Source organism: Saccharicrinis carchari (assembly GCF_900182605.1).
Lineage (GTDB): Bacteria > Bacteroidota > Bacteroidia > Bacteroidales > Marinilabiliaceae > Saccharicrinis > Saccharicrinis carchari.
The window spans coordinates 1-15,251 of the sequence record NZ_FXTB01000019.1; the positions used below are offsets into that span (position 1 = coordinate 1).

The following is a 15,251-nucleotide window of genomic DNA, read 5'->3' on the forward strand; positions in this document are numbered from 1 at the left end:
GTAGGAGGCTTCGTATTCCTGCTCAGTTACACCCCTCACCGGATGCGACATATACCACTCCAAAGATTTAGGAATGCTCCACTCGTAATTAGTTTGCCCACTAACCGTTCCGTTAACTATTAGAGAAACAGGCTGAGCCGGGGTATTCTGGATAATTAATCCATCATTCGTTGTCAAATCACCATTAATGGTAAGTCTTGCTCCCGGTTGAACCGTTACGGTGGCTCCTGCCTCAATGGTCAATGCATGCATCTCGAACAGTTGGCTATTATCTATAACAGGATGTTGTCCTATATTAGGAATAGTAATGTCCGAGGTGGATACGGGCAATTGATCGTCGAACCAGTTGCCGGGCGTAAGCCAGTTGCTATCCACATCACCTTCCCATGTATAAAGCTTTACAAAAGGCCAGCGTAACAAACCGGATGAAGGGCTGGGTACTGCTTCCTCGTCCCGCTCGTACAGATAATTACCCAACAAACCGCTGGCATCTTCGAAATGGAAGATGGTAGTACCTGCTGTGCGTGTTACACTATGGTTTGGCCCTGCATTAAAAATCAGGTTGCGCAAAGTAAAATCAGCTGTGGCCATATCGTGCATCAAGGTCATATAGCTTCCCGAGCCGGGGAAGCCGTTCGAGAACGTACCGTCGGACAGATTATAGGTAGCATCGATATGTGCACCGCTATGCATATGCAATCCGTCGGCATCGGTATAATCCACATTATAAAAACTGGCTTTGATGGCCCCACCGGAGTTCACATCGAAGGAATATCGCCCACCAGTACTACTGGTCAGTGTGGCCCGGTTATCCTTGTCGTCGCCCAAAAGTTCCATCGATCCGCCGGCATTAACATTAAGGCTGGCGTTATCGCCCATATCCAGAGTAGCACCTGCATTGACCAATAAGGTACCCGAAATAGAGACCCCATCGGTACCCCTGCCGTCACCAATACGCAAGGTATTGACTTTAACATCAACGATACCTTTTTGTATTTGCAGCATTTCATCTACGCCCATGTCGTCCAGAAGGTTATACCTTGTGCCGGGCGAATTGATCTGCAGGTTATAAAAAGCATATCCTCCGCCACGTATGCTCTGCGTACCCGGCAATGATTTTAACACCACGGTACCTTGCTGGGCGATGAATTTTCCGCTGTTCACCCAATCACCCCCAACAGTAATAGTACGATTAGAAGGACTCGCATCAAAAGCAGCCCCGGCATCGATAGTCAGGTCCATTTTTACTTTTATGTCCCTGGCAATCTGATATTGGGTGGTTCCGGAGATGGTTAAGGCATAAAAACCTGCACCACCATTATCTATCTGCTTAGCACCACCCACACCGTTGAAGGTAACTCTTCCGTTCAGTATTACCCTGGCACCCGAAGCTGCTGTCCAGTTCCCTTCTACCGATATTAAATCGTGTGCCGATGTAGTGTGCAGGGCACCCACAATAGTAAGGTCACCATCTACGTCCAGGTCGGGCTGAACATCTCCCGCAACCGTACTCATTCTTATTTTCCCACCCTGTTCAATGGTTAGGTTACCTGTTTCCTGCCCGCTTATGGTTAGCTCAGGGTAATTGACCAGCCCACCCGGAACAAACACATTATTATCAGAAGTAGGAACGATGGGTGAACCGGAACTGGCCGTCCAGTTGGCCGCCTTGTTCCAGTCGCTGTCGGTCAAACCGTTCCAGGTCAAGCTCACCGGCCCTGTCCAGTCTATCAGGTTTGATGGGTCGTTATCGAAGTTTTCGCCTGCAAACACACCTACCGAGTTATAAAACTCGAGCTCACCTGAAGTTGATTCATACTTGGCTACGTTAAAGGCACTACCTCCCGGATTGACTGGGAAAGACACCTTTTCGATACGGTTACCACCTGCCTCGGTAAAGCTTTGTGTGTTCTCTATCCTCAGCAACTGGCCCGTTGTTGCGCCATTTGAAAAAGTACCGTTACTAAAATGGTGGGTTGCATCAATAGTTGAGGTGCTGGTTAAATAGACACCCACATTCGACATATACTCGAACATATAGTATTCGGCCGCTATTTCGCCATGTACCACAAAACCATATCTTCCGCCCGAAGCATTGTTACTTACCTTAGCCAACCCGGCGGTACTGCCTACCACTTCTATTCTGCCCGTAGTGCCAACAGTACACGTTACACCGTTGCCCAAACCAAGTACACCGCCGGCCCCAACAATATAAGTACCGTCAATATTGACCACATCGCCGGAACCATTCCCCAGGTCGACCTTATGGCCGTTACCATTAAAGGTGCCGGAGCTAAGGGTAAAACTACCCACCAAGGCCAAATTGCCCTGTGCCGTATAGCTGGCGCCGCCGTTGATAACCAAATTCAGTAATGAGGAACCGTTAAAACCAATGTTTGCATTGCCCGCAGCTTTGTTTAGATAATAGGTTCCGGTGCTGTTATTAAAAGTACCTGCACCGGTAGCCATCAAATCGCCACCCACATATATGGTACGGCCATTGGCATTGAAAACTCCACTGGTAACGTTCAGGTTATTTTGAACTATAAAATCATTGTTGGTAGGATTGGCTGCTGATATTTGGGCACTTCCATTTACCAGTATATCGTAAAAAGTGTTTCCATTGTTATCGCCCATATAAATATTCCGGTCATCGGTTCCATTAAATATCACTTGACCCTGGCGACAGACAAAATTGCCTCCGTCGGTATTGTTGTTGTACCAATGACCACCAACGGTTAAGGCGAAATTATTAACACTTACATCCAAAGTAGATTGATAGAAATGTAAATTTCCTTTCACCTCTGTATCCCCCATCAATGTTTTGGTATTAGGATTATTGAGCCTTAGTATACCATACGAAACGCCTGCTATATTTTGATTAGAAGAACCGTAATATCGTGTATCACTAGTAACATCCATGTTGTATGTGGCGAATCCCTTTGGAAAGTTATCTGCACCGTAAACATAGGTGACAACGCCGCTTTCAACAGTAAAAGCACCCAAACCCTTGCCCGTAAAAGTGGAGGTTTGCAGGTTGATATGATTCACCCCGCTCTTGAATGTCAGATCGCCATTTATATCCACATCATCCTGGAGGTACAATACCCTACCCGTACAATCCACCACAAGATTGTTAAAGGTAGATTGATAAAGGTATTGATGACCAACCGTTCTGTTAAAGGTCATGGTTCCTGTTCCGGTATAAGTGCCATTACCGCGCCAGTTGGTGCCCCCAAACTCGTGCGATTGACCCCCATCGTTAAAAACACCCATGGCTTCGATAGTCATGTCGCCTTTAAATAAGATGGCACTTCCGGCTTGGGCAATCAGCGACGAACTGATTTCAGTTGTTCCTTCAACAGTATTGGTACCGGCAAAGTATTTATTGCCTGTTCCGGCCACCCTCAGGTTGTAGAAGGTAGCGTTGCTAACCGTTTGATCGCCATCAGCCATTAACACAATAGTACCACCACTAGCTCCTGCTGTATCGTATTTACCATTCGTAACTGTATAGTCACCATGCAGGTTATAGGTGTAATTATTGGTGGATGGAGAAACCGTACCGTTATAGATATCCAGGTCGCCCTCAATATTAAGTTCTGATGCAGAAATATTAAAAGTAGATATGGCATTATTGAATACCAGGTTATAGAAATTTGATGAACCCGGTGCAATGTTTACAAAACCATTAGGCGAACTGAAAGTAACCGTTCCATTACCATGTACAAAGTTACCTTGGGTGTTGATTGACCAGTCGCCGCGTACATCAATAGCGCTACCGGCTGCATTAACAAATAAAACCCCCTGATCGACACTTACATTATCATGAACCACAATATCCCTTTCATCCTCCAACCTTAATGTTCCATCTGTAATTATTAAGCCTTTACACACGGCATTGTCGGCAAATATTATAGGATCGTTGTCTTTATCGGCTATTATAGCGTCCATGGTGGAAGTTGGCACACCGTTGTCCCAGTTGCCTGCTTTGTGCCAATCAATATCTACAGCACCTGTCCATTGGGTTTCGGTTATTTGTGGCCAGCGTACAAGCCCATCATCAAAGGCAGGTATTGCATGGTCATCGTCTTCGTAACGATAGTTACCTATAGATCCTGTTACATTATCGAAAACAATTGCCGGGGCAGTCAGTTTTCGCTGTACATTAAAGTGACGCCCTTGCACCGGGATACCGTCATAGCTGAACGAAACATTGGAGATATTACCTCCGCTATAGTTACTTTCGAGCGTTAGGTAACGCGAACCGGCCACATCGCGCATGTTTAAGAAGGTACCGTCGGAGAAATTATTGACCGGATGTAAGGTAGAACCCGCCATGAGGTTAAGACCTGTATCGGAAATATATTCGATCAGATAATACCGGGCTGCCATAGTTGCCCCCGGATGTATGTTAACCTGTGTTTTATTGTAGCGGCTTGGCGTAGTTTGGCTGGTAAGCGTAGCCACATGACTCTCATCCGCTCCAACAATATTTAATGTACCGTACACATCGAGCACCGATTGCACATCATCATTATTTACACGCAAAAATGCCCCCTCGTCAATAGTTAATGTACCGTTAACTGTATGGCTGATGGATCCGGTATTGTCTCTCCCCAGATTTAATGTTTGACTATTTAAGTCCAACTCGGCATTGTCTCCAATGTGCATTTGATTATGGATGGTTGTAGAAGCACTCAAAAGGCTGTATTTTACAGCTGCCGTAGGTGCAAATTCCACATCGTAAAAATTAGAACCACCGCTGGTTATGGTAACAGGGCTCAGGTTGCCGTTAAATACCACCTTACCGGTATAATCGCGAAAGGTACCCTGGTTGTTCCAGTCACCACCTATATAAATATTATAATCTGCTGTTGTTCGGGTGCTTAAAGTAACACCGGACTCTATGGTCAGGTCTCTACCTATATTCCAATCCGAATAAAGGTACTTTGTGCCATTGCCGCTGCAAGTAATATTATCTGCCGCAAAATTTGGGGTGTTAACATTTTGATTACCTCCATCCAAAGTTATATTGGCATTGCCCGACAGAAGTATGCCCCCTAAAATATTCTCTATACGATTGGCAAAATAGTAATCATGGCTTCCTAAATCTACCGTTCCCTCGTTAATGGTAAAAGCATTATTGATATCTGCACCGTTGTTCACAAATGTTTTTGTACCGGCTCCATCAAACACCAAAATATTAAAGTAATTATCCGCATGAAGCATGCCCGGATCAATGGTTTGATCTATGGCTCCGTTAAATGTTAAGCCATTGCCCGTTTGCTGGTAAAACCCATTGTTTATCCAACTATTGCCATTGAAAGTAATATTGTAACGCGTGGTAAGGGTAACCCCTGCATCGACAAATAAATTGCCATTTATATTTGTATGGTCAACAATTGTTTTAACTCCTGTTCCTCTAAATTCAGTAGCAGGTAGTTCCAATAGAGGATCCAAACCATCCAACAACCGTTGATCGCGCAGGCCGTCCAGCACTAATTTTCTGTCGGATGACGAGGCCACATAGTTGTTAAAATATACATTGGCACCGGCAATGCGCATGTCTGTTCCCCCATCAAAATAGGTAGCGGTGTTCATGTTCCAATCGCCGTTCACATCCAGGTCGGCAATTCCGTCGCCTGTTACATTTTTTGTGCTGGAAAAGTTGAGATTGCCATAAGCGATAGCGTTACCGGTATATACCGTTTGATCCACTCCGTTGCTATAAAGGAAATACGTACTGCTCTCGTTAAAATCGTAGGTACCAAAGCCCTCTGCAATAGCCGGGCCACCATTTACAGGGTCAACGGCCAGGGACGGACGGGTATTTAATATGCGGGCACCTGTTTCCATGGAAATCGTTCCGGTGGGAGTACCTGTAACCTTTTTAAAATCATTGCGATTTGAAGAATGATACATTCTAAAATCCACACCACTCTTAATAGTAAGGTCTCCTGTAATGACTAAATCTCCCTGAGTATATTTAGCACCTGTACCGGACAATATCAGGTTATTGAATCCGGTAATATCCGCATCAATGCTCCATCCGCCACCTATATGTTCAAGGGTAGCATTGCCGGTGCCCCAGTTTATGGCACTAGCTCCCCTAAGGTCGATAGATCCGGTAAGTACCATATTGGCATCGTTTGTTTCCATATCCAAAATAGCCGGACGATTTATATCATTCAAATAAAGGCTTCCGGTGATTTCAATATTCCCTAATGCTGTTTTAACAGATGGTGCTGCACCGTTGGATAAACTTTCCAAATCAATTCCTCCATAAGTGGCAGGATAAATATTTTGATCGATATCGGCATAATATCTTACCAAACTGGCATCGGAAAATTCCATGGTCTCAAATCCCGACGGGAAGTTACTTGCTCCCTGAATTTGCAAATCTTCGTTACAGGTAAACTTATTGTCGGCTCCAACACCATTTAATACATAGGTATCCACATTAACCACTCCTGATGCATCGTTGATAAGCACATTTCCGTTTACCGAAACATCGTTACGGAATGTTTTATTGGCGCTATTGGAGAATGTAAGATGATTAAACGTAGTTCCATGGGTGCCGTTATCAACATACTGCGTACCACCGGTTTTATCAAATATTACAGTTCCCAGACCCGTTTGCTGGAAGGTTCCGTTATTGTTTTGCCAATGCCTTCTCACATAGATATTTCTGTCGTTGGCGTTTAATGTAGAGCCATCGCTAAGCGTTATATCATTTTCCACGGCAATATTTGAGCTAAGAGATGTAGTACTTGTTGGCCCGATAATCAGGTTGTAAAATGTACCATTTTTAATAGATTGCAATGTACCATTAAAGGTTACATCGGCCTTGTTGGATACAAAACGGCCACCGTTGCCCTGGTCGATATGCCAATTACCGCCTACGGTGATATCATTGTTGGGCGAGGCCAAATCAAAGGTACCACTGCTTACCGTCAAGTTGTTTTGTACATCTGTCGGCATGTCCAGCGTATATAAAGACGTACCTGCGTCAATCGTTAAATCATAAAATGATTTACCGGCACCAGTACCTCCACTTGAGATGATGTAATCCCCTGCTGTGGCATTAAATATCACCTTAGCATTATTATGCGTATAGGTACCCAGGTTGGTCCAGTTTTTTCCTACATTAATCACGGCTGTATTATCGGCTTGCGTTAAAGTGGTACCGGCACCGATGGCCACATGCTCCGTCACATCGAGTGTTCTTCCGGCACCCACGATAAGTCCCAGAGGACTTCCCCCCTGCGAATCCATAACAACCCGCATACAAGCGGCATCGGCAGTAGAAACCACGACCGTGTAATTACCGGATAATACGCTGTGGTCGAGATAAACAATGTCGTTTGCACCTGGAACCGTGTTACCTGACCAGTTCAGGGCGTCGTGCCAGTTCGTATTTGCTTCACTTCCGTTGCCATCCCAGAAAAAACCTGCCGGGAAGGTCCAGTCGATCAAGGTACCCGGGACACCGTTATCTTCTTCGTAGTAAGCACCAGCCATACTTCCGGAGGCATCCAGCACAGTAACCGTTCCGTTACCTGCGGTGCGCGATATATTTTTACTTGCCCCGCTGTTAAAAATCATATTCGACAAGGAAATGCCCGCACCCAAATCCACATCTGTCAATGTGATATAGGATGAACCGCCGGCTCCCTCAACAAAAGTACCGTTACTCAAATTTTTTGTAGCATCCAGGGTAGCGCCGTTGACCACAATACTTCCTTTTTGTATCCTGTAATGATCGGCAAAAATTGTTCCGCCCAAAGCGTTAACGGTAAAGCCCCTGCTGGCGTGCGTACTTTCCATATTGGCTGTAGTACCTTCCTCCCCTGCAATGTGCAACTCTCCGCTCGTAAGGTTAATACTTTGCGTATTGGTAAATAACACTTTGGAAGCAGGGCCCACAATCATCGACCCACCGGCAATATCTATTTTTCTGTTGTAATCGTTTAGTTGTATTTGGTTTTTATTTAAATCGAGTGTACCTGCCTTGATGGTCATATCCCCGTTATCGAGTATAAAATCGCCTTGCATTTGGTAGGTAGCACCGGGGGCATCTATCTCTAAGCCCCTCAATGTAGCCCCATTGGGCTGAAATACATGTGTCCCTCCGCTTGCGTTCAGCGTGAGCAAACTGGCATTGTTGTTACAGTTGTAGGTGCCGTTGACCACAAAATTGCCGCCAACCCAAACGTCGTTGCCATACGTATGCATTATTTGAGAGTTAATATTCAAATCGTTCTGAACGATTAAATCGCCCTGCAAGGACACATAACCTGAATTTGTTTTGTTAACGTCGATGGCATAAAAATCTTTCCCTGCCGCCGAACCCGCATGGGTACCGGTATAAACATTTGCACCGCTGGCTCCATTAAATACCACCTTACCGGTACCAGGCACATAGCCTGCCCCATCCACATTGTTATACCAGGTACGTCCTAAGGTTATATTGTTGCCGTCAGCATTTAAGGTTGCGGTACCATCGATATATACATCATACGAAACGGTAATATTACCTGTTAGCGTTTTGGTATCGCTACCCTGAAAACTGACATGGTGAAAGCCAGATGTACCTACAGTTTGGTCGGCGCCATCAAAATAAACCGTACGTCCATGATTAAAGGTTCCGTTGTTGGTCCAGTTACCGCGCACGTAAAGCGATATTGAATTTCCTTCTACTACCGAGCCATTGATGGTAAAGTTACCGTTCACCTCAAAGTTTTGCGCGGCCAGCAAGCCCCCGCCGGAATTACTGTATGACAGCGTTTTATCTCCACTCCCCTCGAATAATAGATTGTTGAATACAAGATTATCCTCATGATAACTTCTTACCTCTTGGGCCGTTGAACCGTTGAACACAACCGTACTACCTGTGGTAATAAAGTTTTGCACCCCGGTATTATGGCGAATCCACAAATCATCACCGATATATACGTGTCGGTTGGATATATCAAATATACCCGACATGGCTTCCACGGTTAAATCCAGGCCTATGTTGAGGTCGGTCAGCGCCGTTACCGTTTGCGTTACAGGGTTGGTTTTATTAATAGTAAGATTACCAAAGTTACTTGGAGCATTCATGGTAATCGATTGATTATCATCGCCGTTTAAGGTTGTGGTTCCCGTCGTCTGCGTGTATTTGCCGGCACCCAGAACCACCATGTCGCCCCCAATGTTCATGTTAAGGGTAGATGCTTCAAACGAACTCCCGTCGTTTACGGTAAGATTGCCAAACACATCCAGATTATTGAACAAGTTGGCTTTGCCTGAGTTGGCAATAGTTAGATTGTTAAAAATTCTGCCATCCACATCCTGATCCGTTCCATCAAAAACGATGGTACCTGTAGCTGATCGCTGAGTGTAATAATTAGTGCTATTCAGTTTCCAGTTTCCGGCAATGGTATGCACAAATCCGCCATCGTAGAACTCTGGGGCGCCTATATTAAACATATCCCCTTCGATATCTAGGTTTCCCTCAGCCAACTTATTACCTGTATACAGCCCCAGATTGCCATAGGTCACCCCATCGGCAATATTTTGAACACCGTTTAAACTATAGTAAACGGTACTGTTGACATCAAGAGATGTTGTAGTAAATTGATCGATGACATCCGAACCAAAATTAAGATGATCGACATATAACCAACAGTGGGCACCTAATGTTAAATTATTCGCCGGTCCGGCTATGGGGTTGTCATTAAGGTTGACCAGGAATTCGATAGCCTCTGTGCCGCCGACATTTTCAATGGTCAAATCGTCGGTAACCACCAACTTACATCCTGTGTTAAAAGTTGTGGTGCGCGTGGCGGTAGCCCCGTTTTGCGATAGAATCAGGTTTCTAAAAGTATAGGCTCCTGATCCCGACGCATCGATATTTTGATCTGCGTCGGAGCCGCTCATGGTTAAGGTAGCGTTTGATCCGTCGATTGAACCATTGTGCGCCGTTCCGTTGTAAATGTTTGATCCGGAAAAAAGGTGGGCAAAGTTTTGCAGGTCGAGCGTGGCACCATTCCTCAAATAAAGATGACCGGTAACGGTAATGGGACCGTCGACAGTTTTACTATGGGCATATCTCACATATAGCCTGCCATAGGTAAATCCACCCCTGATTATTTGAGCCATATCGGCATCGTACACCACATTGGCTGTGGGGTCGAAATTGTAGCTGCCAAATCCATCGGGGAAGTTGTCGGCACCCCTTACGTATAGGTTCCTACCGGCTTCAAGCGTTAAGCTATTTGCAGGTTGCCCAACCAGAACGGCATCATCGTTAATGACCAATGCCCCTGACCCATGCACCAGAACATCGTTTTGCATTGTAATGGTAACTGTGCCAGTTGACGCGTGCCTTAAATATACAGTGTTCTCAATATTTAACTTTGCAGTGCCCAGGGTAAAAGCCGTTACCGTTGGATCGTTGGTATCGATATAGCCTCCTTTCATTGTAATAGAGCCGGAGAAATTACAGGTACCATCCACTCTCAAACCTCTTTCTATCAGATGGTCTCCTGTACCATTCACTGTGGCCCCATTGTTAATCATCAACCAGTTGTTCACATGCATATCACCAACAATAGTTTTTGCATTTGCTCCGCCATTGGTAAAATAAACCCGGTTAAAGGAAGATGATCCTGCCAGCGTTATCGTTTGTGCATCGGTACCGTTAAAATAAGTATAGTTGGTCGCTTGAACATATTCGGAACCGGGTTCAACATTAAAGTTGCCATTTACGGTTACAGTTACATCATCAACCGAAATACGTGTATTGTTGTTGCTTATAGCATTACCATTTATCGTTACATCTTCTTTGATGGTAACCAATCCGCCACCATTAAAAGTAACATGGTTAAAAGTAGTTTCAGTTCCGGATGCCACAATAGACGAAGTACCGCCGTCAAAATCCAGACCTCCTGTAGCATTGTAGGTTCCGCCGTTGTTAATCCAATTGTATTCCACTTTGTGGTGGTGACCACCATCGTTAAAAGTTGCCCCGGCTTCCAGAATAAGATTCCAATTCACATCCAAGGCCACATTGGCCGTGGCATTGCTGCCCGCCTCAAAGGTAAGCTGACTTAACACCGGTATATTGGCTCCACCAAATACCATATTGCCATATACCCTGGTATTAACCAGTTGGGTAAAGGACTTACGTAAGTTTACCGTTCCGTTGTTAATCATATTACCGTACAGCTCCAGGTTATGTGCCGGTTCACCGGACGAACCGGGTTCCAAAATAGCACCTGCATTTACTTCTATAAGTTCCTGCACGGTAAGCGTTTGTTGAGTTGCATCGCCACCAATTAAAAATTGGCCTGAAGTCCCCTCGCCAACAATCAGTTTTCGAACATTAATATCACCATTACTGTCTAAAGTTACGGTATGTCCATCCTGTACTATCAAGGTTAAGGTACCATCGCTTAAACGGGCTAAATCCGGACTTCCGCCCGAACCGTCTTTACTGCTGTTCCAACTGGCGGCAGCGTGTGCCGATACGTTTCCTGTTGAATAAAAAATAGAACTCGGGTCGGTCCATTCAATCAAGGTACCCGGGTTGGCATTGTCATTGTCGTAATTTTCGCCCGCCAAAGCTCCTGTTGCCTGCACAAAGCTAAGGGCATGGGTTCCGGATGTTCGGGTTACGTTATTAGTAGGGCCTGACGTAAAGACGGCGTTTTGTATATCGGTGAAACCACCAATGGGATCGTAACCATTAAAATTCAGGTATTCGCTGCCCGTACCATTCGAAAAGGTACAATGGCTAAAGTTATTGGTGGCATCGATAGATCCATCCGTAACCGTAATTCCGCCTGTGGCATCGAACACTCCATACAAGGCATGGAACTGTGCTGCTGCATCGGATTGGTTGATAAGGTATCCACCGGAACCAGCGGTTGTGATGGTGGCCGGATTGCCGGGCGAACCCACCACCTGAAGTGTTCCGTTATTGGTGAGCGTGGCCACATCGGCCAATTCAAGACTGGCATTATCATCCACGTCTATGGTAGCACCTGTGCTTATGCTTACATTCCCTCCGGGAGTAATTGTGTGACCATTTAAATGGAGGGTGGCTCCGGTTATATTGATATCACCTGTTACCGCAGTTGCTCCGCTCAGACTTTTGACATCCGTACCATCAACAGCGAGGTTGCCGGCATAGGTCACATTGGAAGCGATGGACTGATCACCGAAGCCATTGTAAGTGACCGTATTTATACCTGTAAGGAATAAACCAGATGAAGTGTGATGAATGGCACCACCAATATTCAGGTTATGATTCTGGCATTCAAAGTCGGCCGTACCGGATGTGGTCAGGTCATTTAAAACAGTGGTTACGCCTTGCAGTTCTTTATCACTGTTGTTGGATGCAACCAGGTTGTAATAGGCACCTGCCTTTATGTATTGCCGCCCATTGCGATTGTACTCAAAGGTGTTTGGAAAGGTCGCACAATCCAGGATTCCGCTATTCATCGGCACTCTGTCATTATCGCCATATTTGATTAAACCCTCGTTAATAAGCTTTGCATTGGCTCCCTGGCCATCCAACTGATCAAGAACAGTTATACCTCCGGTATTTTGATTGGTTAGGGTAACATTATCGGCGATATACAGATCATCGGTAAACAAAAGCTCCGATGAACCGGTAACAATAAGATCGTTATTGAGCACATAGGACGAACTGACGGTAAAAGAACCATTGTTCTCCAAGCCATTTAAGAAGTTATTTTCTACATCGGCACTTGAAAAAGAACCACCCGGGTTAACCGTTAGCTTGCCTGCAAAAGTATTGCTGCCTTCGTTACGGGTATCACTCAAGATTCCGTTTACTGTAGTTGTTCCGTTTATAGTGTTGGTGCCATAGTCAAGATTGCATGTTCCGGATACACCTATCGTTAGGTTGCCATTAAACTGATTCGTCCCGTTAGCATGCGCATCTCTCAATATACCGTTGACGGTAACATCACCCGCCACGGTAAGCGGACTTCGTTCTATATTATATTCCCCGTTTTCGTTTACCGTTAACGTACCGCCAACGGAAACCGTACCGTCAGAATGTGAATCACGGACAGTACCTTCCACAACTAAGTCACCGGCCACTGTTACCTCCTGATCATATAGATTGACATAGGTATCCGGCCCAAAAGTTAAATTGTTTACGTTGATGTCGGCATTTAAGGTGTTTAAGTTATGATAAACCGTAACATTTTCGGTGCCATCCGCCTTAGGGACCACACCACCATTCCAGGTAGAAGCGGTATTCCAATTGCCATCTCTGACGGTAAACTTACCAGAGGGCAAAGCATCAAAGCAACCGGTGCTTTCTCCCAGTGTCCATTCGCCATACAAATTCGGAACTCCACTAAAGAGTATTTGGTTGGTGGCATGATTATGTGAAACCCCGCTTGCATTTTGTTGCCAATCACTTCCGTCAAAATATCCCACGGTAGTCAAATTGGACTCGTTGATGGGAGCCAACACATCGTTATCGGCATAGGTAAACGAACCTATAACCGATGTCAAGGTGGTATTGGTGGATCTAATATCCCAATAACGTGAAATTGCATTGTCTGACCCACCAGTTAAGCTATGCCGTTCCTCGAATAACCTGATATAAAGACGTCCATTTAAATCGCTTCCACTGACAGACGTCAATTCCATTGGGGTATAGTCCGTACCGATACCAATGGGGTATATCATTTCAAAATCAGCTGCCGATGAACCATCCCTTCGTATAGAGCCATTATTTGAGATGTTGATCATGGCAGAAGGCCCATAGCTGGTTTCAGGAACACAGATGGCAGAACCAATAAAGCCCAACTGACGATTTTCAATATCCAGCACTGTGCCAAGGGTCATGGCTCCATATACATAAGTTGTGTTACGCAATGTTTTGATGCCTCCGGTAAAATAAACGTTATGGTACGATGTATTACCCACCACCTGTGTGCCTGCGCTATTATAATAAACTGTTGAAGATCCCCGGGTAAAACCGTTTCCATTATAATCGCCACCTATATATAATTCACCTGTTGCCGCTCCCACAAAACGGATATTGTTTCTATTCGAATTTGCCTGTGTAATATCTCCATTTACTATCAATGTTCCTGTATCGATATCGATGCGGGTGTCCTCATTGTTGTTTCCGGTATTAACCATTACAACGGAACCGGAGGTAAGCGTACCGGAGTTGACAAATATATTTTGGTCGCCCGCATCATGGTCGGGGTCACCAAAAGTTACCGCTCCGGAAACTGTCAGGTTGTTCGCACCCATGGTCAGGTCGGTTGCGGTGGTTGTTCCATCGGCAAAAGTAATGGCACCAATAGCTTGCGGTACGTCAGCCGTTAAAACAATATGGTCACCGTCATTAATAAAAAGAGTACCAGCACCTGCAACTTCTCCAGGGTAATTGGTAGCCTCGACCCAGGAACCGGCATTATACACATCCCAGTTGGCGGCCATATTCCAATCCCAGCTTGCGTTTCGGGAGTAATTGAATTGGTAATCGCCATCGCTTTGGGCACTAACAACAATAGCACTTAATAAGAAGGAACTTAACAATAGACTTTTGAGCAAGGTGGTTTTTGATACCATATTTTATAGTTCTAAGTTTTGTTTTATACAAAACCGAATTAATCGGAGTTATTAATAATTCAATTATTTTTACGCACAGAGCCGATAATTGTTTTAAAATGCATATTAATCGTTTGAGGCTATTGATAAAGGAAGTTATTAGTAGCATAGACTTATGGTTTGGGCTGATTAATTAATACCCTACCCCTGTTTGTCAAAGGATAAACCATCTGACATCTGACAATATTAGCCCCCGAATAGGGAGTATTAAAAACACACTTATAGCCCTTTGAATGTAGCTGAGAATGGTAGGAATTGTTTTAGAGCATACATCTACCCCCAACCTCCTGCAATGCTGCTGCGCAACATTTTCTAGAGGGGGGGGGCAGATTTACAGCGGAGAATCTTTACTTATCCAGCAAATACCACACGCAAGGGATTCCGCGCCATTTAAAGGCGGGGTGGATGCTATGAAGTACGAAATAGCAGACGGGGTGGTTGTAAGCCCTGTCCCTGGAAACAACTCACATCTGAAAGTAAAATACGTACCAATCCCCATCTCTCGTTGAGTGTTGACAATGTTTTGAATTAACACAATGCAATACTTAAACAACACACGGGACGAATATTGGCATCATGCAAATATTCGCCCCGTG

At 45.0% G+C, this 15,251-nt stretch carries 1 protein-coding gene; it reads right to left on the bottom strand.

Annotated elements, in window-relative coordinates; genetic code table 11:
• Nucleotides 1-14,616, bottom strand: a 14,616-nt coding sequence (locus FN809_RS17450; RefSeq protein ID WP_142534832.1) for a beta strand repeat-containing protein, incomplete at its 3' end; no start/stop codon positions are given.
• Nucleotides 14,617-15,251 lie beyond the last annotated feature (635 nt).